Genomic DNA, 22,773 nt, shown 5'->3' on the forward strand with positions numbered 1-22,773 from the left:
AGCACTGTCCGCATTCATGTGATGACATTCCGCAACGCCACTGCGGGCGGCTCCGCCCACCCGGCCTCACCACCGGACCGCGCCGATCGAGGCGCCCCGCCCTCCCGTGGAAACCGGGTGGCTTCGCCTCCGGCCGCCCCGTAGCCTCCGCACATGATCGAGAGCGAGCACGAGACCGTGGAGACGGAAGCAGAGCCGGCCCGGCAACTGTGCTGGCGGGGGCGAGGGATCGGCCTCGCGGTTCTCGACACCGACGACGCCGAGCTGATGCACGCCTGGCGGTCGGATCCGGTGGCCGCCCATGAGATCGGCTTCTGGCCGCGCTCCCTCTCCGGCCTCCGCGAGCGGATCGAGCGCGACCGGGACGACAACGACCGGGACGACTTCCTCGTCCTGCTCCCCGACGGCACACCGGTCGGCCACATCGCCCTGGTCGACCAGGCCCTGGCCGACGGCCTGGCCGAAGTCCACCTGATGCTGGACCCGCAGCACCGGGGAAGGGGCTACGGCACCGACGCGGTCGACGCCCTGGCCGACCTGGCCTTCGGCGAACTGCCCATGCACCGCCTCCAGGCGGTCACCCACACCACCAACACGGCCGCACTCGCCGTCCTGGCCAAGTCGGGATTCGTCCACGAGGGCGTCCGCCGGTCGGCCTGCCTGCACCGCGGGCAGCGCCACGACGTCGCCGTGCTGTCCCTGCTCCGCCACGAGTGGGAGGCACTGGACCGCCCGCGATCCTGGGACGTCTGAACGGAGCCCGGCGACCGACCCGGCGTCATCCCCGGCGGACCACGACGGGGCGGGCGCACCGAAGTGCACCCGCCCCGTCCGGTTTCGATGTGAACACCGAGCCGTCGCCCCAGGCCTGATGACGACGTGTCAGCCGCGCGTGGCCATCGCGCGCAGGAAGAACGTCAGGTTGGCCGGGCGCTCCGCGAGGCGCCGCATGAAGTAGCCGTACCACTCCTGCCCGTACGGGAGGTAGACCCGCATGGTGTTGCCCTCGGCGGCGAGGCGCAGCTGCTCCTCGGGGCGGATGCCGTAGAGCATCTGGTACTCGAAGCTGTCCGCCTTGCGGCCGCTCCACTCGGCGAGCTGGCCGGCGATCTTGATCATGTTGGGGTCGTGCGAGGCCACCATGGGGTAACCCTCGCCCGCCATCAGGACCTTGAGGGCGCGGACGTACGCGAGGTCGACCTCGCGCTTGCCCTGGAAGGCCACCGACTCGGGCTCCTTGTAGGCGCCCTTGCAGAGCCGCACGCGCGAGCCCGCGGCCGCGAACTCGCGGCAGTCGTCCTCGGTGCGCCGCAGGTAGGCCTGCAGCACGACGCCCAACCACGGGAAGTCGGCGCGCAGTTCGCGGGCGATGGCGAGGGTGGAGTCGGTGGTGGTGTGGTCCTCCATGTCCAGGGTGACCGTGGTGCCGGCGTCGGCGGCCGCCGCGCAGATCCGGCGGGCGTTCTCCAGGGCGATCTTCTCGCCGTCCACCGGGAGGAACTGGCCGACCGCGGAGAGCTTGACCGAGACCTCGGCGTCGGCCGCGAGGCCGGTGTCCTTGAGGGCGGTCAGCAGGTGCTCGTACGCCTCGGCGGTGCCGGCGGCCTGCTCGGCGTCCTTGGTGTCCTCGCCGAGGTGGTCCAGGGTGACCCTGCGGCCGGTGGCGGCGAGTTCGTCGCAGGCGGTGACGGCGTCGTCCAGCAGCTCACCGGCGACGAAGCGCTCGACGATGGCGTGGGTCGGGGGGAACTTCTCGACGACGGTGCGCACCTGCGGGGAGCGGGACGCGGCGAGGAGGGCGGAACGGAGCATCGGTACTCCTGGAGCTGAATCTTCGGACGGCGGTGGGAAGGGGGCGGGGCGGCGGCGGGAGGGTGGGGCCGCCGCCCCGGGGAGGGTGGCTCAGCCCATGTGCGGGTAGCGGTAGTCCGTCGGCGGGACGAAGGTCTCCTTGACGGAGCGGGTCGACGTCCAGCGGGTGAGGTTCTGCTTGGCGCCGGCCTTGTCGTTGGTGCCGGAGGCGCGGCCGCCGCCGAAGGGCTGCTGGCCGACGACGGCGCCGGTCGGCTTGTCGTTGATGTAGAAGTTGCCGGCCGCGAAGCGCAGCCTGTGCATGGCGTCCTGGGCGGCCGCGCGGTCCTGGGCGATGATCGCGCCGGTCAGGCCGTACGGGGAGGCCGACTCCATCTGCGCGAGCATCTCGTCGTACGTGTCGTCCTCGTAGACGTGCACGGCGAGGATCGGACCGAAGTACTCGTCACGGAAGTACTCGGACGCCGGGTCCGAGCAGACCAGCACGGTCGGACGGACGAAGTAGCCCACCGAGTCGTCGTACGTGCCGCCGGCCAGCACCTCGACCGACGGGTCGGCCTGGGCGCGGTCGATCGCGGCCTTGTTCTTCGCGAAGGCCCGCTCGTCGATCACGGCGCTCATGAAGTTCGACAGGTCGCTGACGTCGCCCATCGTGAGGCCCTCGACCTCGGCGCGGAACTCGTCCTTCAGACCGGCCCAGAGGGACGCCGGGACGTAGGCGCGCGACAGGGCCGAACACTTCTGGCCCTGGAACTCGAACGCGCCACGGGTCATCGCGGTGCGCAGCACGTCCGGGTGCGCGGACGGGTGGGCGACCAGGAAGTCCTTGCCGCCGGTCTCGCCGACGATGCGCGGGTAGGTGCGGTAGCCCGCGATGTTCTCGCCCACCGACCGCCACAGGTGCTGGAAGGTCGCGGTCGAGCCGGTGAAGTGGATGCCGGCCAGCGAGGGGTGCTTCAGCGCGACCTCGGAGACGGCCAGGCCGTCGCCGGTCACCATGTTGATGACGCCCTTGGGCAGGCCCGCCGCCTCCAGCAGCTGCATCAGCAGGTGCGCGGAGAACTGCTGGGTGGGGGACGGCTTCCAGAGCACCACGTTGCCCATCAGCGCCGGGGCGGTCGGCAGGTTGCCGGCGATGGCGGTGAAGTTGAACGGGGTGATCGCGTAGACGAAGCCTTCCAGCGGGCGGTGGTCGCTGCGGTTCCACACGCCGTCGGAGGAGATCGGCTGCTCGGCCAGGATCTGCCGGGCGAAGTGCACGTTGAAGCGCAGGAAGTCGACCAGCTCGCAGGGGGTGTCGATCTCGGCCTGCTGCGCGGTCTTGGACTGGCCGAGCATGGTGGCGGCGGCCAGCGTCTCGCGCCAGGGCCCGGCCAGCAGGTCGGCGGCCTTGAGGAAGATCGCGGCGCGGGAGTCGAAGGAGAGCGCCTGCCACGCCGGAGCGGCGGCGAGTGCGGTGTCGACGGCGTCCTGCGCGTCCTCGCGGGTGGCGTTGCGCAGGGTGCCGAGCCTGGCCGCGTGGTTGTGCGGCTGGACGACGTGGATCTCGGCGCCGCCGCCCATCCGGCGCTCACCGTTGATCGTCATGGTCAGCTGGACCGGCTCCTGGCCGCCCAGCTCCTTCAGCTTCGCCTCCAGGCGGGCCCGTTCGGGGCTGCCGGGGGCGTAGCTGCGGACCGGCTCGTTCACCGGCGCGGGGACCTGGGTCACAGCATCCATGGCGCGCGCTCTCCTTCGGGTCATGGTGGGCACCGGCGTGGATCGCACACCGGCCATGACCGAACGCTATGCCGCCGGACGCCTCCACTTGATTGGCCGGGCGGCCGAAGTCATCCGTACGGCGTTGTCCGATCGGACGAAGGGCCCCGCCGGGCGCCCGGGGCGTTCCCGTCGAGCCCCGGCCCTGCCCCACGGGCTAAGGTCGTCGGTACGCCGTTGTCCGGTCCGACAACGCCGGCCGGGAGCGAGGAGGCCCAGGTGACCCTGCCAGGCCCGAGCACCGGGATCCCGCTGCGCCGGCTGCTGATGGCGCTCGGCGAGCCGCTGGTCGAGCTCCAGGCCGCCCCCGCCGGGCTGGACGTGCCCGTCCGCGACGTCGCCATCCTCGACCCGGAGGACCCGGCCACCGCCGCCCCCGGCGAACTCGTCCTCGCGATCGGCGCCCGCGGCCGCGCCGCACTGCCCGCCCTGCGCGCCGCCGGCCGGGCCGGTGCGGCCGCCGTCGCCGTGAAGCTGGACGCCCCCGGCCAGGCCGACGCCCTGCGCGAGGCCGCCGCCGAGGCCGGTGTGGCACTGCTCTCCGTCCGCCGCGAGACCCGCTGGGAGCAGCTGGACTCCCTGGCCCGGGCGATCATCTCCGGCCCGGACGCACCCGACACCGCCGAGCCGAACGCCGGGGACCTCTTCTCGCTCGCCCAGACCGTCGCCGTGCTGACCGGCGGCATCGTGTCCATCGAGGACACCTCCAGCCGCGTCCTCGCCTACTCCCGGTCCTCCGACTCCGACGAGGTGGACGACCTGCGGCGGCTCTCCATCCTCGGCCGGCAGGGCCCGGAGCCGTACCTCGCCAAGCTCCGCGAGTGGGGTGTCTTCCAGCAGCTGCGGGCCTCGGACGGCGTGGTCGCGGTCGACCCGCACCCCGATCTGGGCATCCGGCGGCGCCTCGCGATCGGCATCCGCGCGGGCGCCCAGCCGCTGGGCACCATCTGGGTCCAGGAGAGCGCGCAGCCGCTCGCGCCGCTCGCCGAGCAGGCGCTGGTCGGCGCGGCCCGGGTGGCGGCCTCGCAGCTGGTCCGCCGGCGCCGGGAGGTGTCCGCCGACGTCCGGCTCACCCAGACCCTGCTGACCGGCCTGCTGGAGGGCTCGACGGGGCCGCAGTCGCTGGCCACCCACCTGGGCCTGGACCTGCGCCGCCCCGCCACCGTCCTCGCGTACGCCGCCGGATCCCCCTCGGAGGGCTCCGACCTGGAGCTGACCCGGGCCGAGGTGACCGGCCTGATCTCCGTGCACACCGCCGCCCGGCACCGCGGCGCGCTGCTCGCACCGGTCGAGTCCCGGGTCTACGTCCTGCTGCCGGACCTGCCCGCCGGACTGCCGGTGGCCACCGTCCGCAGCTGGGCCCAGGAGGTGGTGCAGGCCGCCCGGGACCACCTCGGGGTGCCGCTGCGGGCGGCCATCGGCGGCACCGTCGACGGCCTGGCCGCCGTCCCCGGCTCCCGGGCGCAGGCCGACCGGATCCTGGACGCGATGCAGCGCGGCGGGGTCGACCTGGAGGTCGCGGCACTGATCGACGTCCAGGCGCAGGTGCTGGTCAGCGAGATGCTGGCGCTGCTCCAGGAGCGGACGGGGCTGCGCGACCCCCGGCTGACGGCCCTCACCGCGTACGACCGGCGCCACCGCACCCGGCTGGCCGAGTCGGTGCTGGCCTGGCTGGACGCGCTGGGCGAGGTGCGGGTCGCGGCCGAGGCGCTGCACATCCACCCCAACACCCTGCGCTACCGGGTGCGGCGGGCCGAGCAGCTGACCGGGATCGACCTGGCCCAGCCGCAGCAGCGGCTGCTCGCGATGCTCCAGCTCCGGCTGCCCGCCGAGGACTGACGGCGGGAGCCGGGGGAACGCGGAACGGCCCGCCGGAGCACTCCCGGCAGGCCGTCCGTCGTCAGCGGGCGGGTCAGGCGCCGTAGCCCTGGCCGCGCTTGTGCTCGTTCAGCCGGTGCCACGGGCCGGTGATGGCGAGCTGGATGCCCGGCACCTGGATGTTGGCGAACAGCGTCTTGCCGTCGTCCGAGAAGGTGACGCCGGTGAACTCGCTGAACTCCGGCTTGGCCTCGGTGCCGATGTTCAGGTCGTTGCGCGCGATCGGGTAGACGAGGCCGTCCTCGGTGGCGCCGAAGAGGTGGCTGACGCCCTCGCCGTCCTCGGCGATCACGATGCCGCCGTACGGCGAGACCGTGATGTTGTCCGGGCCGTCGTAGTTGTCGTGGTCGCCGAGCACGTCGGTGTTCACGCCGAGCAGCACCTTGAGGGTGATGGTGCGGCGGGTCGGGTTGTAGAACCAGACCTGGCCGTCGTGCTGGACCGGGCTCTCCGAGCGGGCGAAGCTGGAGACGAAGTAGAAGCCGCCGTCACCCCACCACATGCCCTCCAGCTTGCGGGCGCGGGTGACCTCGCCGTCCTTGAACTGCTTGCGGATGGAGACGGTCTGCGCGTCACGCTCCTGGACCTGGACCCAGTCGACGCCGTAGACGGTGCCGACCTGGGTGGCGCGGGAGAGGTCGTCGACGAGCTTGCCCTGCGAGTCGAAGACCTTGAAGGCCTCCAGCACGCCGGCGTCGGCGGCGAGCGAGCGCAGCTTGTAGCGGCCGTGCTTGAAGCCGGCCGGCGGGGTCCAGCGGAAGAGCAGCCCGTTGGGGTTGGACGCGTCCTCGGTCAGGTAGGCGTGGCCGCGCTTCGGGTCGACGACGACGGCCTCGTGCGCGAAGCGGCCGAACGCCTTGACCGGCTGCGGGTTGAGGTTGTACTCGTCGTCGAACGGGTCGACCTCGAAGATGTAGCCGTGGTCCTTGGTGAAGCCGTTCTTGCCGGCCTTGTCCTCGGTCTCCTCGCCCGACAGCCAGGTGCCCCACGGGGAGACGCCGCCGGCGCAGTTGGTCGCGGTGCCGGCGATGCCGACCCACTGCTCGACCTTGCCGTTGGCGTGGGCGTGCACGATGGTGCAGCCGCCGGCCGCGCCCGGGTCGTAGACGTGACCCTCGGTCAGCGGCACCGGGTTCGGCCAGTTGGCGCGCGCGCCGCCCAGCTCGTGGTTGACGACCAGCAGGTTGCCGCCGCGCTCGTCCTCGAAGGCGGACGTGCCGTCGTGGTTGCTCGGCGTGAACTCGCCGGTCTTCAGCTTGGTGACACCGGCGCGGTTGACCACGGTGTACTTGAAGCCCTTGGGGAGCGCCAGCAGGTTGGCCGGGTCGGCGACCAGCGGGCCGTAGCCGACGGCGGCACGGGCGGCGTCAGGGGTCTCGGCAGCCTGCGCCGTGCCGCCGGCGGGGGCGGCGATCGCACCGGGGGCGGTGGCGAGGGCCTCCGCGCTGCCGGCGATCAGCACGCCGGCGCCGACGAGGGTCGAACGGTTGACGAAGTCCCGGCGGGACAGCGACATGGCAGTCACTCCTGAGGAAAGTGGGCCGCCCGCCCGGGCGAGGATTCCGGTGCGCAGCGGGCTGGGTGCCGGTCCCGAAGGCCGACGACGAGCAGACTGTGCTGTCCAGGTGAACCCCACGTGAATCCGGCACCTCGCCAGAGTGGTGATTTGCCGACCGTATCCGAATACATGACCATCACTTTGCCCCACGACCGGATATCGCCGGCGTCCTGCCGCGCCGTCAGCGCACCGAGCGCTCCAGGCGCCACTGCTCCCAGGCCGACAGCCAGACCTGCTCGCCCAGCCTCCGGACCGAGCCGGTGCTGCGCTCCTCGTCGTCCGCGCCGCCCGGCGGCCGGCCCGTCCAGAGCTGTTCCCAGGCCCGCTGGGCGGGCAGGCTGGACACCTCGCTCGCGAAGACGGTGTAGCGGATGACCTCCTCCACCGCGTCCCGGCCGTCCGGGGTGCCGACCACCCAGTCGGTGTTCTGGGCCAGCCGGTTCAGGTGGTTGACCATCGCGGTCACCGCCTCGCCGGCCTCCTCCCGGGTCTCCGAGGCCAGCTTCATCTGCTGGCGCACGGCGGCCTCCCAGCGGACGGCGCCGGTGTCGCCGCGCAGCCGGCGGGGCAGCCGCGGGGTGCGCCGGGCCCGGACCTGCGCCTCGATCGCGAGGGACTCGGCGATGCTGTGCTCGACCAGCACCCGGTGCGCCTCCAGCCCGGCGACGGGGGCGAGTTCGCGCTCCTCGACGGGCACCTGCCGGCCGCGCCGGGCGGCGAGCTGGCGCATCAGGTCGGTGCGGCCGAGGATGTAGCGCTCGAAGTCCTCGATCCGGGTGAGTTCCACACCGCCGGGCGGCACGCCGCGGCCGCAGACCGTCACGGTCAGCCCGTCGACCCGCAGCCGGCCGGCCCAGACGGCGCCGGGCTCGCGGTCCGCGGCGCTCTCGGGGCGGCGGTCCTCGTGGATCTGCACCGCCCTGGGCTCGCCCTCGACGGTGATCCACTCGCGCAGCGCCCGGACCTTGCCGGGGCCGTCGCCCTCGTCGATGCCGAGCTGCTCGTAGACGCGGTCGCGCTCGTCCTCGACCACGTCCTCCAGCTCGGGCAGCGCCTCGATGCGCTCGGCGCCGGGCCGGTAGGTGCGCACGCTGACGTACGGGCCCTCGACGGACGTCCAGTCACCGGAGCGCACCTCCACCCAGCTGAGTTCGCCGTTGCAGCTCTCGAAGGCGGCGAGGGCGTCGCTGTCGACGGGCCCGCTGTCCAGGTGCGTACCGGCCTGCGGGGGCGTGCTCCCGTCCGTGCGCGCCGGGCCGACGCGGAGTGCGCCCGCCGGCTGCGCTGCCCGCTCCACCCCGTAGACGGGGAAGTCCACCTCGGCGATCGTCCGACGGGAGAACGCCTCCTGGCCGGCGTAGAGGTCGTCCGGATCCTGGGGCCTGCTCCCGCTCTCTCTCATCATGCTCTGCCGCACCCCCGCGTACTCGCCGTGCTCACCCGTTGCCTCCGTCCGCCGTCCGCGGGCCGGGCTTCGGAGCGCCGCCCGCGCGGCGTCCGCCCAACGATACGACGGCCCGACCTGCTGAGCCATCAGCTTCCCTCGTACGGTTGCCAGATCGGCGACCCGGCCACGTCCGGCCCGCCGTGTCAGTAGCCTTGCCTACGCTGGGCGCCATGACAGCAACCGACGAGTTCCCGGCCCGCATCAGCATCGTCACCCTCGGGGTGTCCGACCTGGGGCGCAGCGCCGGTTTCTACGAGCGGCTCGGCTGGCGCCGCTCGTCCGTGTCCAGCCCCGAGATCATCTGGTTCCGCACCGCCGACTCCGTGCTCGGCCTCTTCCCGTACGAGGCGCTGGCCGCCGACGCGGGCATCCCGGCCACCGGTGAGCCGTCCTTCCGAGGAGTGACCCTGGCCGTAAACCTGGAGTCACCCGAAAAGGTCGACGGCGCGCTGCGGGTGGCCGTCGAGGCCGGTGCCACGGTGGTCAAGCCGCCGGCGGCGACCTCCTGGGGCGGCTACTCCGGCTACTTCGAGGACCCGGACGGCCACCTGTGGGAGCTCGCCCACAACCCGTTCTTCCCCTTCACCGGGGCCGGCCAGCTGGATCTGCCCTAGCCGGCCCCACCGCAGCAGTGCCCTAGTTCTTCGAGCGCGCCTTGAACGAGGCCTTGCGGGCCTCCTTGGCGACCTTCCGGTCCAGGTGCAGCTCCCCGACCGCGTCCAGGACGTCCGCCGTTGCCGGGTGGTCGACCCGCCACAGCTCGCCGAAGTAGCTGGCGGGGTTGTCGGTCACCGGCAGCCCCGCGATCAGCTCGCGCAGCGTTCCGGCGTCGCCGGCGCTGTCGATCAGGTGGGCCGCGAAGGTGTCGACCACCAGCCAGAGCGCCATCGGGCGCTCCGGGGCCGGTACGTCCGGGACACCCAGGCCGGTCAGGAAGGCCCGTGCGCCGCCGCCCAGCTCCGGGTCGTCGAACACCTCGCGGGCGGCGGGCTCGGACGGCCGGCCCAGCTCCTCCATGGCCACCCAGCAGAGCAGCCGCCGCAGCGGGGCGTACGCATCACTGCCGCGCGCCGCGTCCAGCAGTTCACGCGCCGCCTGGACGGGCTCGCGCCCCTTCACCCACTCGCGGATCTCCTCCTCGGGCAGCACGTTGGACGACTCGGAGACGGCGCTCAGCAGCTCCGCCGCGTCGCCCTGGGCGAGCTCACCGATGAGCGGGGCGTCGTACCCGTCCTCCAGCAGCCACTGCCGGACGGCGTACACGCCGAGCGGCGTCAGCCGGACGAGGCCGAAGCGGGCCGACTCCTCGTCGTCCAGCGGCTCGTCGGCGGCCGGGGGCGCCGCCGCCGTGTCCTCCTCCTCGTCGAAGAGGTCGGGGTCGATCGGGCGGTAGTCGAGCAGGCCGAGTTCGGCGAGGTCGGCGAGCATCGGGTCCAGCGAGACCATCACATCGGTGATGTCCCCGAGCAGGGCCTCGCTCGGCTCCTCCCCCTCGGGGACGACCAGCAGCGCGGCCAGCACACCCAGCGGCACGGTCTCGTCGTCGGGCTCGGCGAAGGCCGTGGTCTCGTAGAGCACCTGGAGCGCCTCGTCGAGCAGCTCGGCGGCCTCGTCGCGGGCCTCCTCGACCTCGGCCAGCCGGGCCTCGGCCGCCTCCGCCTCCTCGTCCGTGCGGTCGGCGTCCCCGCCGTCCTCGTCCTCGGCGGGCAGCGAGTCGGCCTCGGCCGCGAGCTCGCGGACGATCCCGGCGGCGGTCAGCCACAGCTCCAGGACGGTCTCCGGATCGCCCTCCTCGGCGGGCTCCAGATCCGGTCCGGGGATGGCCACGTGCTCGCCGGCCGCGGTGGTGCCGATCTCGACCAGGTCCAGGTCGCAGGCCAGCGACCAGGCCCGCATGGCCTCGATCACGGCCTCCTCGGCGACCTCGTCCGCGTCGGTGTCGCCGTCGGCGCCCGGGGCGCCGGCCGCGCCCGGGGCCGGGACGAGGCCCAGCAGCCGGGCGGCCGGTTCGCGGTCGGCCTCGGTCAGGTCGCCGAACTCGTCCACCGGGCGGTGCGGGGCGACCCAGCGGGCCAGCTTCAGCGCGTGGGCCAACAGCGGGACGGCCAGCGCCTGCCCGGCCAGCACCTCCTCCGACGGCAGCCGGATCGGGGGCACCAGCACCGCGGCGTCGTCGAGGTCCTCGTCGTCCGTCCCGTGCGCGGCGAAGGCCCCGTAGAGGTCCTCCAGGGCGAAGTCGGCCGGGAGCAGGCTCTCGGCGGGGCGCTCGCCGGGCCCGGTCGCCGACGGATTGTCAGAATTACTGCGGCGTCGTCCGGCCATGGTGTGCGCGTTCTCCCTACAGAGACCTGTCAGCCAAGCGGTGCACGGAGTGAGCGCCGTGTACCGGCCTACTGGCTCAGCGTATCTGCCGGGCCGCACTGATGCCCCGCCGCCCGGGGCGCGCGCCGCGGCGTGCGCCGAGCACGTATCCTTCGACGAGCGCTGCGCACAACCCCGCGCGCGCCCCGGGCGACGAAGCCCACCGCAGTCACCACAGCCCAGCACACCCGCTCCGCCAGGGAGCCCCGCACCGAGGCCACCACCAGAGCGCCGCAGGACGGGCGCATCGGCACACCCCGCCGACCCATGGTGGTGCCCGGCCACAGGAGACCCCTGACCATGGCGGACCTCTTCCCTGCCGGCTCCGGCCTGCCCTCCTCGCCCTTCTCCGGGCGGCAGAGCGGCGGCCGCCGGCTCTCGGAGGCCTTGCTCCCGCCGGAGCTCGCCCCGCGCACTCAGCTCCGGCTCGCCGCCGTCAGCCGCTGGAACGCCGTCCGCGGCATCCGCGTCGGCCTCTGCGGTGCCGCACTCCTGCTCCTGCTGATCGGCGCCAACCTGGCCACCCCGATCTACCCCTACCTGCAGCAGCGCCTCGGCCTGACCCCGCTGGACACCACGGTGCTGTTCACCGTGTACGTCTTCGCGCTGGTGCCCGTCCTCGCCGCCGTCGGCCACTGGTCCGACCTGCTCGGACGGCGCGCGCTGATCCTGCCCGCCGTGGCGCTGGCCGCCGTCGGGGACGCCGTCTTCGCCACCGCCGGCAGCTTCTGGCAGCTCGCCGCCGGGCGCGCCGTCCAGGGCGTCGCCGTGGGCCTGTCCACCGGCGCCGCCGGGGCCGCCCTCGGCGACCTGCTGCCCGACCGCCCGACCCTGGCCGCCAAGCTCACCCTCGCCTGCTCGGCGGGCGGCGTCGCGATCGGCCCGGTCGTCGGCGCCACCCTGTCCGGCGGTACGAACCCGCTGCTCACGCCGTTCCTGGTGCACGCCGTCGCGCTGCTGGCGCTGTGCGTGCCGCTCGCCCTGGTGCACCCCCGGATGCCCGGACGCCGCCGCCCCCCGGCCTCCCCGCCGCGCATCACCACCCCCGCCCACCTGCGCCCCCGCCGGCTCGCGCTGCCCGCGCGCGGGCGCCGGGAGTTCCTGCTCGCCGCCGGGGCCGGGTTCGTCTCGTACGCGGTCTTCGGCGTCTACCTCAGCCTGGCGCCCGCGTTCTCCGCGAAGCTGCTGCACACCGACTCGCACCTGACCGGCGCGGTGGTCGCGGCCCTGCTGCTCGGCTCCTCGGCCGCCGTGCAGCTGCTCGTCCCGCCGACCTCGGACCGGCTGGTGATCGCCCTCGGCATGACCGGCCTGGCCGCCGGCCTCGCGCTGGTCGTCACCGCGCAGTACACCGGGACGCCGGCCCTGATGTTCATCGGCAGCGTGCTCGGCGGCGCCTGCCAGGGCGTCGCCTTCCGCTCGCTGTTCACCGGCGCGGTCGCCGCGATGGACCCGGAGCGCCGGGGCAGCGAGCTGAGCACCCTGTGGGTGATCGTCTACCTGGGCAGCTCCCTGCCGATCGTCGCGGTCGGCGCCCTCACCCAGCACTACGGCCTGCTGCCCGCCGTCAGCGGCTTCGCCGCCGTGGCAGGACTGGCCTGCGTGGCCCTCGCCGCGGGCGTCCTGCGCCGGGGCCGCGGACCGGCCTGACCGAAGACGCCGGCCCGGGCGACAGAACCTTCCGCCCGGGCCGAGGAGTCAGAAGGGTGTGAAACGAAAACAGAGACAGAGCCTGGACGCCGATTTCAGCGCGTTCGTGGTGTCGAAGGGGCGGCAGCTCGTCCGGCTGGCCGAGCTGCTGACCGGTGATCCGCACCGGGCGGCCGACCTCGTGCAGTCCGCATTGGAGCGGGCGTACCCGCAGTGGCACCGGATCACGGCCGACGATCCCACCGCATACGTCCGGCGCATCGTGGTCAACCAGCACCGCGACTGGTGGCGACGCCTGCGCAACCGCGAACTGCCCTCCGAGCTGAGGCTGGAGGAGGCCGACCCCGAGGACATGACCGAACGGCATGCCCAGCGCAGCCTCGTCCTCGGTGCGCTTGCCCGGTTGACGGTACGGGAGCGCACGGTCGTCGTGCTGCGCTACTACGGCGACCTGAGCGAGGCCCAGATCGCCGCCGAACTGGGCATCGCACTCGGCACGGTCAAGAGCACCCTGCACCGGGCCCTGGCCAAACTGCGCGCCTTTCCGGACCTCCTCGGCCGCCTCCCGTCCGAGAGCGCCGATCCCTGTACCAAGAGCGAGGTGAGCGTATGAGCTTCGACAAGCAGCTCGGTGAGCTGCTGGACTACGAGGACACCGACCGGGCCGGGATCGACCCGGCCGTGGTCATCCGCCGGGCCCGGCGCAGACGCACCCGGCGGACGGTGGCGGCCGCAGCCGCCACGCTGGTGGTCGCGGTGGCGGCCGCCGTCACCGTCGACGCCCACGGGCCCGCCGGCCGGCAGTCGCCGCTGACCGTCGCGGCGCCACCGGCCACCGCCGCAGCGTCCCCCTCCCAGAAGAGCCCGCCCTCGCCCTCCGCCACGCATGCGACCGCGCTCTCCCCGGTACGGGCCGTCGCACCCGGGGAGCGGTTCACGGTCTACGACGGCCTGGAGATGTGGGTCACCGCCACGGAGAAGTGCACCTCCACACAGGAGCCCGGCTCCGAGCCGAGCACCGACTGCCGGGACTCCGACAGCGACAACCTGCAGGGGCCCGCCGCCGGCCGCCGGGACCGGCCGCCGATCCTCGCCGGCCAGTCGGCCTGGCTCCATGGCGAACATGCGCTGTTCACCGGCATCTACCTCGGCCGGACGCCGCCGGCCCGGATCGTGGCGACCGATCGCGGGGTCGAGACCCTGGCCACGATCGTGACCACGCCGGGCATGGACGGCTGGGTGGCGTACTACTTCGTACTGCCGGACAGCCAGCCCGGCACGGCCCCGCCGACCCCGCAGTCCCGGCCCTCGACGATCGCGTTCACGGCCTACGACGCCGAGGGCCGGCTGCTCGCCGGGCTGTGAGTCCGTCCCCGGCCCGCCGGGGGCGGACACGACACTGCCGCGTGGACCAGGAGGTCCACGCGGCAGTGTCGTACGGTGCTGTGTCCGGCTCTCAGACGTTGAAGCCGAGCGCGCGGAGCTGGTCGCGGCCGTCGTCGGTGATCTTGTCCGGGCCCCACGGCGGCATCCAGACCCAGTTGATCCGCAGGTCCTGGACGAGGCCGTCGGTGGCGGTCTTCGCCTGGTCCTCGATGACGTCGGTCAGCGGGCAGGCCGCCGAGGTGAGCGTCATGTCGATGGTGGCCACGTCGGACTCGTCGATGTGGATGCCGTAGATCAGGCCCAGGTTGACCACGTCGATGCCCAGCTCGGGGTCGACGACGTCCATCAGGGCCTCGGTGAGGTCCTCGACGGAGACGGTGCCCGCGGTGGTGCCGACGATGACGGTCGGGCCCTCGGTCGACACGGCCTGGGTGGGTACGGCCTCGGCAGCCGGGGAGGCCTCTTCCGGGGCAGTGGTGCTGGTCTCGGTGTCGCTCATACGTGTGTCCTCCTCTTCTGCTTCAGTCGTTGACGGCGGGGTGCTGGGCGAGTGCCTGGGCGGTGGCGTCCTTCCAGGCCATCCAGCTCAGCAATGCGCACTTCACCCGGGCCGGGTACTTGGAGACGCCGGCGAACGCGACCGCGTCCTCCAGCACCTCCTCGTCGCCCTCGCCCTGGCCCTTGCTCTGCATCAGCGCGAGGAAGGCCTCCTGGATGGCCTGGCCCTCGCCGACGCTCTTGCCGACCACCAGGTCGTTCAGCACCGAGGCGCTGGCCTGGCTGATCGAGCAGCCCTGGGACTCGTAGCTGATGTCCGCGACGGTCGAGCCGTCGAGCCGGACGCGCAGGGTGATCTCGTCACCGCAGGTCGGGTTGACGTGGTGCACCTCGGCGTCGCCGTCGCGCAGCCCCTTGCCGTGGGGGTTGCGGTAGTGGTCCAGGATGATCTCCTGGTACATGGAGTCGAGCTTCATGCCCGCGGCTCCCTTCCGATGCCTCAGCCGAAGAAGTTCCGGACGTGGTGCAGGCCGTCGATGAGCGCATCGACATCGGCCGGCGTCGAGTACAGGTAGAACGACGCCCGCGTGGTCGCCGGAATTCCGTACCGCAGGCAGACCGGCCGCGCGCAGTGGTGGCCGACGCGCACGGCGATGCCCTGCTCGTCCAGCACCTGGCCCACGTCGTGCGGGTGGATGTCGCCCAGCACGAAGGAGATCGCCGCACCGCGGTCGACCGCCGTACGGGGGCCGATGATCCGCAGGTCCGGGACCTCCAGCAGCCGCTCGACGGCGTACTCGGTGATCGCGTGCTCGTGCTCGGCGATGCGGTCCATGCCGATCGCCGACAGGTAGTCGATGGCCGCGCCGAGACCGACCGCCTGCGCGATCGGCGGGGTGCCCGCCTCGAACTTGTGCGGCGCCGGGGCGTAGGTGGACGAGCCCATCGTGACGGTCTCGATCATCTCGCCGCCGCCGAGGAACGGCGGGAGGTCCTCCAGGAGCTCCTGCCGGCCCCAGAGCACGCCGATGCCGGTCGGGCCGAGCATCTTGTGGCCGGTGAAGGCGACGAAGTCGGCCTCCAGCGCCTGGACGTCCACGACCATGTGCGGGGCCGCCTGCGAGGCGTCGATCAGCACCAGGGCGCCGACCGCCTGGGCGCGGCGGACGATCGCCTCGACCGGGTTGACGGTGCCCAGCAGGTTGGAGACCAGCGTGAAGGAGACGATCTTCGTCTGCTCGGTGATCAGCTCGTCCAGGTTGGACAGGTCGAGCCGGCCCTCGTCGGTGAGGCCGAACCACTTCAGCTTCGCGCCGGTGCGCTGCGAGAGCAGCTGCCACGGCACGATGTTGGAGTGGTGCTCCATCTCCGTGATGACGATCTCGGCGTCCGCGTCGACCCGGTAGGGCTCGTCGGCCCAGCCGAGCATGTTGGCGACCAGGTTGAGTGACTCCGAGGCGTTCTTGGTGAAGATCACCTCGTCCCGGCTCGGCGCGTTGATGAACGCGGCGACCTTGTCACGCGCACCCTCGTAGAGCGCCGTGGCCTCCTCGGCCAGGACGTGGACACCCCGGTGCACGTTGGCGTTGTGCCGCTCGTAGTAAGCGTTCAGCGCGTCCAGCACCTGCCGGGGCTTCTGCGAGGTGGCCGCGTTGTCGAGGTAGACGAGCGGCTTGCCGTCGTGCAGCACGCGCTGCAGGATCGGGAAGTCCTTGCGGATCGCGTCGCCGAACTCCTGAGCCGCGGCCAGCGGACCGGTCAGCGCACGCGCCGAGCCAGAATCGATTGTCACTCGGAAGCGCCACCCTTCACGTAGGACGCGTAGCCCTCGTTCTCCAGCTTGTCGGCCAGCTCCGCGCCGCCGGACTCGACGATGCGGCCGGCCGAGAAGACGTGGACGTAGTCCGGCTTGATGTACTTGAGGATGCGGGTGTAGTGCGTCACCAGCAGGGTGCCGACCTCGCCGGAGGAGGCGACCCGGTTGATGCCCTCGGAGACCTGGCGCAGCGCGTCGACGTCCAGGCCGGAGTCGGTCTCGTCGAGGATCGCGATCTTCGGCTTGAGCAGCTCCAGCTGGAGGATCTCGTGGCGCTTCTTCTCGCCGCCGGAGAAGCCCTCGTTGACGTTGCGCTCGGCGAAGGCCGGGTCCATGTGCAGAGCCGCCATGGCCTCCTTGACCTCCTTGACCCAGAGCCGCAGCTTGGGGGCCTCGCCGCGGACGGCCGTGGCCGCCGTGCGCAGGAAGTTGGAGACCGAGACGCCGGGGACCTCGACCGGGTACTGCATGGCGAGGAAGACGCCGGCGCGGGCGCGCTCGTCGACGGTCATGTCCAGCACGTTCTCGCCGTCCAGCAGCACCGAGCCGCTGGTGACGGTGTACTTCGGGTGACCGGCCAGCGAGTACGCGAGGGTCGACTTGCCGGAGCCGTTCGGACCCATGATCGCGTGGGTCTCGCCCTGCTTCACGGTGAGGTCGACGCCGCGGAGGATCTCGCGCGGGCCGGCCTCGGCCTCGACGGAGACGTGCAGGTCACGGATTTCAAGCGTTGCCATGGGGACTCAGGACTCCTGGTTGACGGAGACGAGCACATCGTCCCCTTCGATCTTTACGGGGTAGACAGGGACCGGCTTGGTCGCGGGCAGGCCCGAGGGCTTGCCGGAGCGCAGGTCGAAGCTGGAGCCGTGCAGCCAGCACTCGATCATGCAGTCCTCGACCTCGCCCTCGGAGAGCGACACGTTCGCGTGCGAGCAGATGTCGTTGATCGCGAACACCTCGCCCTCGGTGCGGACGATGGCGACCGGAACGCCGTTGAGCTCCACCCGCTTGGGCTCGTCCTCCGCGAGTTCGCCCAGCGAGCAGGCACGGAGAAAGCTCATCAGACGTTCGCTTCCAGCTCGGCTTCGATCTTCTCCAGCAGGTGGTCCTGGATCTCCGGGACACCGATCTGCTGGACCAGCTCGGCGAAGAAACCGCGGACCACCAGGCGCCGGGCCTCGTCGGCCGGGAGGCCGCGGGACTGCAGGTAGAAGAGCTGCTCGTCGTCGAAGCGGCCGGTCGCCGAGGCGTGGCCGGCGCCGACGATCTCGCCGGTCTCGATCTCCAGGTTCGGGATCGAGTCGACCCGGGCGCCGTCGGTGAGCACCAGGTTGCGGTTGAGCTCGTACGTGTCGGTGCCCTCGGCGGCGGCGCGGATCAGCACGTCGCCGACCCAGACCGCGTGCGCGTCCTTGCCCTGCAGGGCGCCCTTGTAGACCACGTTGGAGCGGCAGTGCGGGGTGTCGTGGTCGATGACCAGACGGTGCTCCAGGTGCTGCCCGGCGTCCGCGAAGTACAGGCCGAACAGCTCGGCCTCGCCGCCGGGGGCGGCGTAGGTGACGCGGGGGTGGATCCGGACGACGTCGCCGCCGAAGGTGACCACGACGGACTTGAACGAGGCGTCCCGGCCGACCAGGGCGGTCTGCTGGGCGGTGTGCACCGCTTCGCGGTCCCAGTCCTGGACGGACACGAAGGTGAGCTTCGCGCCGTCGCCGACCAGCAGCTCGACGTTGGCGGCGCGGGTGCCGGTGCCGGTGTGGTTGATCACCACGACGGCCTCGGCGAACGGCTTGACGTCGATCACGACGTGGGCGAAGCGGGTGCCGCCCTCGCCGTGCACGTCGATCCTCACCGGCTCGGTGAGGACCGCGTCCTTGGGGACGGTGACGACCAGCGCCTGCTCGAACGAGCTGTACGCCTGTGCGGCGACCCGGTCGACCGGCTTGCCGGCGAGGCCCAGGCGGGCGTCGTCGCGGCCGACGGTCTCGGCGGTGACGCCCTCCGGCAGGGCGAACTCGACCTTGTCCTGGCCGGTCGCGTTCGCGGCCGCGGTGCCGTCGTGCAGGCCGAGGAGGCGGTGCAGCGGGGTGAACCGCCAGTCCTCCTCGCGGCCGGTGGGCACCGGGAAGTCGTTCACGTCGAACGACGGCTTGACCGCGACGCGGGCGTCGATCGGCTGCTGGACGGTCGCGCGGCCGGTGCCGGGGCCGGCCAGCTGCTCGCCGGCGCCGGACGTGCCGACCTCGATGGACCCGGCGGTCGTGGAGCCGGTGCTGTTGTTGCTGTCAGCCATGGCTGTCGTGGTGCTCTCTTCCTGAAAGTTCTCGACTGGACTGCGTACGGCCGGTGTCAGCCGACGGAGCCTTCCATCTGCAGCTCGATCAGCCGGTTCAGCTCCAGCGCGTACTCCATCGGGAGCTCACGGGCGATCGGCTCGACGAAGCCGCGGACGATCATCGCCATCGCCTCGAACTCCGTCATGCCGCGGCTCATCAGGTAGAAGAGCTGGTCCTCGCTGACCTTGGAGACCGTCGCCTCGTGGCCCATCGACACGTCGTCCTCGCGGACGTCCACGTACGGGTAGGTGTCCGACCGGGAGATCGTGTCGACCAGCAGCGCGTCGCAGAGCACGTTGGACTTCGCGCCCTTGGAGCCCTCGCCGATCTCGATCAGACCGCGGTAGGACGTCCGGCCGCCGCCCCGGGCCACCGACTTGGAGACGATGTTGGAGGAGGTGTTCGGCGCCATGTGCACCATCTTGGCGCCGGCGTCCTGGTGCTGGCCCTCGCCCGCGAAGGCGATCGACAGCGTCTCGCCCTTGGCGTGCTCGCCCATCAGGTAGACGGCCGGGTACTTCATGGTGACCTTGGAGCCGATGTTGCCGTCGACCCACTCCATGGTCGCGCCCTCGTACGCCACGGCGCGCTTGGTGACCAGGTTGTAGACGTTGTTCGACCAGTTCTGGATCGTCGTGTAGCGGCAGCGGCCGCCCTTCTTCACGATGATCTCGACCACGGCGCTGTGCAGCGAGTCCGAGGAGTAGATCGGCGCGGTGCAGCCCTCGACGTAGTGGACGTAGGCGTCCTCGTCGACGATGATCAGCGTCCGCTCGAACTGGCCCATGTTCTCGGTGTTGATCCGGAAGTAGGCCTGCAGCGGGATCTCGACGTGCACGCCCTTCGGCACGTAGATGAACGAGCCGCCGGACCAGACCGCCGTGTTCAGCGCGGCGAACTTGTTGTCGCCGGCCGGGATGACGGTGCCGAAGTACTCGTGGAAGATCTCCGGGTGCTCCTTGAGCGCGGTGTCCGTGTCCATGAAGATCACACCCTGAGCCTCGAGCTCTTCGTTGATCTGGTGGTAGACCACCTCGGACTCGTACTGCGCGGCGACACCGGCGACCAGGCGCTGCTTCTCCGCCTCCGGGATGCCCAGCTTGTCGTACGTCGCCTTGATGTCGGCGGGCAGGTCCTCCCAGGACTCCGCCTGCTTCTCGGTCGAGCGCACGAAGTACTTGATGTTGTCGAAGTCGATGCCGGTCAGGTCGGAGCCCCAGGTCGGCATGGGCTTCTTGCCGAACAGCTTGAGGCCCTTGAGCCGCAGGTTCAGCATCCACTCGGTCTCGGACTTCTTCGAGGAGATGTCGCGGACGACCTCTTCGCTGAGGCCGCGCTTGGCCGCGGCACCGGCCGCGTCCGGGTCCGACCAGCCGTACTCGTAGGTGCCCAGGCCTTCGAGCTCCGGGTGCGAAACGATGTCAGTCATGCGAGGTCCCTCCGCGCGGACGCAGGTTCCGGATCAGTGGATGGCGTACCGGCAGTCGGCACTGCACCGGGCGCCTGCGGCTTCGCGGGCGACGGTGCGGCACCGGATGCCGGCACATAGGTGGTGCAGACCCCGTCGCCGTGGGCGATCGTGGCCAGCCGTTGTACGTGGGTGCCCAGCAGCTGGGAGAAGAACTCGGTCTCCGCCTCGCACAGCTGGGGGAACTGCTCGGCGATGTGCGCGACCGGGCAGTGGTGCTGGCAGAGCTGCGCGCCCGCCGGCGTCTTGGAACTCGCCGCGGGCGGCACCCGCCGCACGGTGGCAGCGTACCCGTCGGCGCTCAGCACCTGGGCGAGCGCCTCCGTGCGCTGGCCGGCCGAGGCCTGGTCCAGCGCGTCGAGGTACTTCTCGCCCTGCCTGCCGAAACGGGCCCGGGCGAAGGCGGTGACCGCCTCCTCGCCGGCCTTGCCGCCACCCACCGCGTCGGAGATCCAGCGCAGTGCGTCGGCGGCGAGCTGGTCGTACGCCTGGTAGAAGGCGTCCCGGCCGGAGTCGGTCAGACCGAAGACCCTGGCCGGACGGCCTCGGCCCCGGCTGCCGTAGACCCGCTGCTCGCGGGACTCGACCAGCCCGGCGGCCGCCAGGCTGTCGAGGTGGCGGCGGACGGCGGCGGCCGTGAGGCCGAGCCGGGTCGCCAGGTCGGCGGCGGAGGAGGGGCCGTGGTCGAGAATCGAACGGGCGACCCGGTCACGGGTGGCCCGATGGCCCTCCAGCAGCACCTCGGCCGCCGTTTCGGGCACGGCACAACCGGGGGCCGACTCGGCCTCCTGCTGCTGGTTCCGCTCCCGCATGTTTTTCACAACACCAGTGTTGCGTAATTACTTCCGGAACGACAAGCCGTGATCCACGCCTCACGGGTGGAATAAGTCACGCAGGTAAGCCTTACCTGACCTGGGAAAACGATCACGGAGGCGCCGTGCGGGCCGCCCGTGCGGGCCTCCTAGACTCGCCGGTATGCACGCAGACCCCGCCCGTCCGGAGCCGGCAGTCGAGATCACCGGACTGGTCAAGCACTACGGCGACAAACGAGCCGTGGACGGCCTCGACCTCGTCATCGCGCGCGGCGGCGTCACCGCCGTGCTCGGCCCCAACGGCGCCGGCAAGACCACCGCCGTCGAGACCTGCGAGGGCTACCGCCGCCCCGACGCGGGCACCGTCCGCGTCCTCGGCCTCGACCCGCAGGCGGACAGCGCGCGACTGCGCCCCCGGATCGGCGTGATGCTCCAGGCCGGCGGCGTGTACGCCGGAGCGCGCGCCGTCGAGATGCTCCAGCACACCGCCAGGCTGCACGCCGACCCGCTGGACGTCCCCGAACTCGTCGAGCGCCTCGGGCTCGGCTCCTGCGGCCGCACCACCTACCGCCGCCTCTCCGGCGGCCAGCAGCAGCGCCTCGCACTCGCCATGGCCGTCGTCGGCCGCCCCGAACTCGTCTTCCTGGACGAGCCCACCGCCGGCCTCGACCCGCAGGCCCGCCGGGCCACCTGGGACCTCGTCCGCGACCTGCGCAGGGACGGCGTCACCGTCGTCGTCACCACCCACCACATGGACGAGGCCGAACAGCTCGCCGACGACGTCGCGATCGTCGACCGCGGCCGGGTGATCGCCCGCGGCACCCCCGACGAGCTCTGCCGCGGCGGCGCCGAGGACAGCCTGCGCTTCGACGGCCCGGCCGGCCTCGACCTCGGCTCGCTGCTCAAGGTCCTGCCCGACGACGCCGCCGCCACCGAGACGGCCCCCGGCTCGTACCGGGTCGATGCGGCCGTCGACCCCCAGCTCCTCGCCACCGTCACCACCTGGTGCGCGGCCTCCGGCGTCCTGCCGGAACGGCTGACGGTGCAGCGCCGCAGCCTCGAAGACGTCTTCCTCGACCTGACCGGACGGGACCTCCGCTCGTGACCGACTACGCCCCCCGGCCCGGCGCGGCCCCGATCGGGCGGATGCTGCTCGCGCAGACCGCCTTCGAGACGAAGATGCTGCTGCGCAACGGCGAGCAGCTGCTGCTGACGGTCGTCATCCCGACCGTCCTGCTCGTCCTCTTCAGCTCCGTCGACATCGTCGCCGCCGACGGCCCCGGCAAGCGCGTCGACTTCCTCGCGCCCGGCCTGCTCGCGCTCGCCGTGATGTCCACCGCCTTCACCGGCCAGGCCATCGCCACCGGTTTCGAACGCCGCTACGGCGTCCTCAAGCGCCTCGGCGCCAGCCCGCTGCCCCGCTGGGCCCTGCTCGGCGCGAAGACCGGCTGCGTGCTGGTCACCGAGATCCTCCAGGTCGCCCTGCTCTCGGTGATCGCGCTCGCCCTCGGCTGGTCCCCGCACGGGCTCGCCACACCGCAGGGGGCGCTGGCGGTCGCCGCCCTGCTCGTACTCGGCACCGCCGCGTTCTCCGGCCTCGGCCTGCTGATGGCCGGCACCCTGCGCGCCGAGGCCACCCTGGCGGCCGCCAACCTGGTCTTCGTCCTGCTGCTGCTGGCCGGCGGCGTGGTCGTCCCGCTGTCCAGGTTCCCGTCGGCCGTCCGCGGCGTGCTGGAGCTCCTCCCGATCAGCGCCCTCTCGGACGGGCTGCGCTCCGTCCTCCAGCACGGCGCCGGCGTCCCCTGGTCGGACCTCGGCGTCCTCACCGCCTGGGCCGTGGTCGCACTCGCCGCGGCGGCGCGGTTCTTCCGCTGGGAGTAGCCGCCGGGTTCACATTACTCGTGCCGTCACGGACTTCCGGCGGTTCGCACCCCCTCGGGTAGGCTGGGCGTGTCCCCGCCGTCGGAGCGGGGCCCCGCGCCTGTGGCACAAG

The 22,773-nt window shown here is 72.3% G+C and carries 21 protein-coding genes; 8 read left to right on the top strand and 13 right to left on the bottom strand.

Annotated features, from left to right (window positions below; translation table 11 throughout):
* The first annotated feature begins 153 nt into the window (after positions 1-153).
* Positions 154-753 carry a GNAT family N-acetyltransferase gene (locus ACFUK0_RS26755; protein ID WP_380254525.1) on the top strand — a complete coding sequence of 200 codons (600 nt, stop codon included), beginning with the start codon at positions 154-156 and terminating at the stop codon, positions 751-753.
* A 129-nt stretch (positions 754-882) separates the two neighbouring features.
* On the opposite strand, the gene ACFUK0_RS26760 is transcribed toward ACFUK0_RS26755, so the two are convergent.
* Positions 883-1,812, bottom strand: a complete 930-nt coding sequence (locus ACFUK0_RS26760; protein ID WP_380254527.1) for a proline dehydrogenase family protein — start codon at positions 1,810-1,812, stop codon at positions 883-885.
* Positions 1,813-1,902: 90 nt separating this feature from the next.
* Positions 1,903-3,531 (bottom strand): L-glutamate gamma-semialdehyde dehydrogenase, encoded by a 1,629-nt coding sequence (pruA, locus tag ACFUK0_RS26765; RefSeq protein ID WP_380254529.1) that lies wholly within the window; start codon positions 3,529-3,531, stop codon positions 1,903-1,905.
* 258 nt (positions 3,532-3,789) lie between these two features.
* Between pruA and ACFUK0_RS26770 the strand changes: the two genes are divergently transcribed.
* Positions 3,790-5,409 (top strand): PucR family transcriptional regulator, encoded by a 1,620-nt coding sequence (locus ACFUK0_RS26770; RefSeq protein ID WP_380254531.1) that lies wholly within the window; start codon positions 3,790-3,792, stop codon positions 5,407-5,409.
* 73 nt (positions 5,410-5,482) lie between these two features.
* Here ACFUK0_RS26770 and ACFUK0_RS26775 read toward each other — a convergent pair whose 3' ends face one another.
* Both ACFUK0_RS26775 and ACFUK0_RS26780 read right to left on the bottom strand, forming a co-directional pair.
* The gene (locus ACFUK0_RS26775; protein ID WP_380254533.1) at positions 5,483-6,964 is read right to left on the bottom strand and encodes an alkaline phosphatase PhoX; all 1,482 of its coding nucleotides are present in this window, start codon (positions 6,962-6,964) and stop codon (positions 5,483-5,485) included.
* A gap of 223 nt (positions 6,965-7,187) precedes the next feature.
* On the bottom strand, positions 7,188-8,411 hold the full coding sequence (locus tag ACFUK0_RS26780; RefSeq protein ID WP_380254535.1) for a hypothetical protein: 1,224 nt from the start codon (positions 8,409-8,411) through the stop codon (positions 7,188-7,190).
* Between the two features lie 212 nt (positions 8,412-8,623).
* Here ACFUK0_RS26780 and ACFUK0_RS26785 point away from each other — a divergent pair, with 212 nt between their 5' ends.
* Positions 8,624-9,067 (top strand): VOC family protein, encoded by a 444-nt coding sequence (locus ACFUK0_RS26785; RefSeq protein ID WP_380254537.1) that lies wholly within the window; start codon positions 8,624-8,626, stop codon positions 9,065-9,067.
* A gap of 22 nt (positions 9,068-9,089) precedes the next feature.
* Here ACFUK0_RS26785 and ACFUK0_RS26790 read toward each other — a convergent pair whose 3' ends face one another.
* On the bottom strand, positions 9,090-10,775 hold the full coding sequence (locus ACFUK0_RS26790) for a hypothetical protein (RefSeq protein ID WP_380254539.1): 1,686 nt from the start codon (positions 10,773-10,775) through the stop codon (positions 9,090-9,092).
* A gap of 339 nt (positions 10,776-11,114) precedes the next feature.
* Between ACFUK0_RS26790 and ACFUK0_RS26795 the strand changes: the two genes are divergently transcribed.
* The 3 genes from ACFUK0_RS26795 to ACFUK0_RS26805 are packed head-to-tail and all read left to right on the top strand — an operon-like array spanning position 11,115 to position 13,829.
* Positions 11,115-12,464 (top strand): MFS transporter, encoded by a 1,350-nt coding sequence (locus ACFUK0_RS26795; protein ID WP_380254541.1) that lies wholly within the window; start codon positions 11,115-11,117, stop codon positions 12,462-12,464.
* Between the two features lie 58 nt (positions 12,465-12,522).
* Positions 12,523-13,077 carry a SigE family RNA polymerase sigma factor gene (locus ACFUK0_RS26800; RefSeq protein ID WP_380254543.1) on the top strand — a complete coding sequence of 185 codons (555 nt, stop codon included), beginning with the start codon at positions 12,523-12,525 and terminating at the stop codon, positions 13,075-13,077.
* Positions 13,074-13,829, top strand: coding sequence for a hypothetical protein (locus ACFUK0_RS26805; RefSeq protein WP_380254545.1), 756 nt, complete (start codon positions 13,074-13,076; stop codon positions 13,827-13,829). The genes ACFUK0_RS26800 and ACFUK0_RS26805 overlap by 4 nt, the downstream gene beginning before the upstream one ends.
* Before the next feature lie 91 nt (positions 13,830-13,920).
* Here the strand turns inward: ACFUK0_RS26805 and ACFUK0_RS26810 are convergent, their stop codons facing one another.
* From ACFUK0_RS26810 to ACFUK0_RS26845, 8 genes are all read right to left on the bottom strand, one after another.
* Positions 13,921-14,250: a metal-sulfur cluster assembly factor gene (locus ACFUK0_RS26810; RefSeq protein ID WP_031065274.1), complete on the bottom strand. Its 330-nt coding sequence runs from the start codon at positions 14,248-14,250 to the stop codon at positions 13,921-13,923.
* Positions 14,251-14,371: 121 nt separating this feature from the next.
* Positions 14,372-14,824 carry a Fe-S cluster assembly sulfur transfer protein SufU gene (gene sufU / locus ACFUK0_RS26815; RefSeq protein WP_380254547.1) on the bottom strand — a complete coding sequence of 151 codons (453 nt, stop codon included), beginning with the start codon at positions 14,822-14,824 and terminating at the stop codon, positions 14,372-14,374.
* Between the two features lie 23 nt (positions 14,825-14,847).
* The gene (locus ACFUK0_RS26820; protein ID WP_380254563.1) at positions 14,848-16,134 is read right to left on the bottom strand and encodes a cysteine desulfurase; all 1,287 of its coding nucleotides are present in this window, start codon (positions 16,132-16,134) and stop codon (positions 14,848-14,850) included.
* Between the two features lie 2 nt (positions 16,135-16,136).
* Positions 16,137-16,901: a Fe-S cluster assembly ATPase SufC gene (gene sufC, locus ACFUK0_RS26825; protein ID WP_380254549.1), complete on the bottom strand. Its 765-nt coding sequence runs from the start codon at positions 16,899-16,901 to the stop codon at positions 16,137-16,139.
* A 6-nt stretch (positions 16,902-16,907) separates the two neighbouring features.
* Positions 16,908-17,225, bottom strand: a complete 318-nt coding sequence (locus ACFUK0_RS26830) for a bifunctional 3-phenylpropionate/cinnamic acid dioxygenase ferredoxin subunit (RefSeq protein ID WP_380254551.1) — start codon at positions 17,223-17,225, stop codon at positions 16,908-16,910.
* Positions 17,225-18,457 (bottom strand): Fe-S cluster assembly protein SufD, encoded by a 1,233-nt coding sequence (gene sufD, locus ACFUK0_RS26835; protein ID WP_380254553.1) that lies wholly within the window; start codon positions 18,455-18,457, stop codon positions 17,225-17,227. The genes ACFUK0_RS26830 and sufD overlap by 1 nt, the downstream gene beginning before the upstream one ends.
* A 56-nt stretch (positions 18,458-18,513) precedes the next feature.
* Positions 18,514-19,929: a Fe-S cluster assembly protein SufB gene (gene sufB / locus ACFUK0_RS26840; protein WP_380254555.1), complete on the bottom strand. Its 1,416-nt coding sequence runs from the start codon at positions 19,927-19,929 to the stop codon at positions 18,514-18,516.
* Positions 19,926-20,780: a helix-turn-helix transcriptional regulator gene (locus ACFUK0_RS26845; RefSeq protein WP_380254565.1), complete on the bottom strand. Its 855-nt coding sequence runs from the start codon at positions 20,778-20,780 to the stop codon at positions 19,926-19,928. Before ACFUK0_RS26845 ends, sufB begins: the two co-directional genes overlap by 4 nt.
* Positions 20,781-20,943: 163 nt before the next feature.
* Between ACFUK0_RS26845 and ACFUK0_RS26850 the strand changes: the two genes are divergently transcribed.
* Positions 20,944-21,885, top strand: coding sequence for an ABC transporter ATP-binding protein (locus ACFUK0_RS26850; RefSeq protein WP_380254557.1), 942 nt, complete (start codon positions 20,944-20,946; stop codon positions 21,883-21,885).
* Positions 21,886-21,926: 41 nt separating this feature from the next.
* Positions 21,927-22,661: an ABC transporter permease gene (locus ACFUK0_RS26855; protein ID WP_380254567.1), complete on the top strand. Its 735-nt coding sequence runs from the start codon at positions 21,927-21,929 to the stop codon at positions 22,659-22,661.
* The last annotated feature ends 112 nt before the right edge of the window (positions 22,662-22,773 follow it).

This window comes from Kitasatospora sp. NPDC057223 (genome assembly GCF_042669755.1).
Classification (GTDB): Bacteria; Actinomycetota; Actinomycetes; order Streptomycetales; family Streptomycetaceae; genus Kitasatospora.

Coding starts and splice junctions, on each gene's coding strand:
- ACFUK0_RS26755 (WP_380254525.1), top strand. CDS start 154: ATGATCGAGAGCGAGCACGAGACCGTGGAGACGGAAGCAGAGCCGGCC.
- ACFUK0_RS26760 (WP_380254527.1), bottom strand. CDS start 1,812: ATGCTCCGTTCCGCCCTCCTCGCCGCGTCCCGCTCCCCGCAGGTGCGC.
- pruA (WP_380254529.1), bottom strand. CDS start 3,531: ATGGATGCTGTGACCCAGGTCCCCGCGCCGGTGAACGAGCCGGTCCGC.
- ACFUK0_RS26775 (WP_380254533.1), bottom strand. CDS start 6,964: ATGTCGCTGTCCCGCCGGGACTTCGTCAACCGTTCGACCCTCGTCGGC.
- ACFUK0_RS26780 (WP_380254535.1), bottom strand. CDS start 8,411: ATGATGAGAGAGAGCGGGAGCAGGCCCCAGGATCCGGACGACCTCTAC.
- ACFUK0_RS26785 (WP_380254537.1), top strand. CDS start 8,624: ATGACAGCAACCGACGAGTTCCCGGCCCGCATCAGCATCGTCACCCTC.
- ACFUK0_RS26790 (WP_380254539.1), bottom strand. CDS start 10,775: ATGGCCGGACGACGCCGCAGTAATTCTGACAATCCGTCGGCGACCGGG.
- ACFUK0_RS26795 (WP_380254541.1), top strand. CDS start 11,115: ATGGCGGACCTCTTCCCTGCCGGCTCCGGCCTGCCCTCCTCGCCCTTC.
- ACFUK0_RS26805 (WP_380254545.1), top strand. CDS start 13,074: ATGAGCTTCGACAAGCAGCTCGGTGAGCTGCTGGACTACGAGGACACC.
- sufU (WP_380254547.1), bottom strand. CDS start 14,824: ATGAAGCTCGACTCCATGTACCAGGAGATCATCCTGGACCACTACCGC.
- sufC (WP_380254549.1), bottom strand. CDS start 16,901: ATGGCAACGCTTGAAATCCGTGACCTGCACGTCTCCGTCGAGGCCGAG.
- ACFUK0_RS26830 (WP_380254551.1), bottom strand. CDS start 17,225: ATGAGCTTTCTCCGTGCCTGCTCGCTGGGCGAACTCGCGGAGGACGAG.
- sufD (WP_380254553.1), bottom strand. CDS start 18,457: ATGGCTGACAGCAACAACAGCACCGGCTCCACGACCGCCGGGTCCATC.
- sufB (WP_380254555.1), bottom strand. CDS start 19,929: ATGACTGACATCGTTTCGCACCCGGAGCTCGAAGGCCTGGGCACCTAC.
- ACFUK0_RS26845 (WP_380254565.1), bottom strand. CDS start 20,780: ATGCGGGAGCGGAACCAGCAGCAGGAGGCCGAGTCGGCCCCCGGTTGT.
- ACFUK0_RS26850 (WP_380254557.1), top strand. CDS start 20,944: ATGCACGCAGACCCCGCCCGTCCGGAGCCGGCAGTCGAGATCACCGGA.
- ACFUK0_RS26855 (WP_380254567.1), top strand. CDS start 21,927: ATGCTGCTCGCGCAGACCGCCTTCGAGACGAAGATGCTGCTGCGCAAC.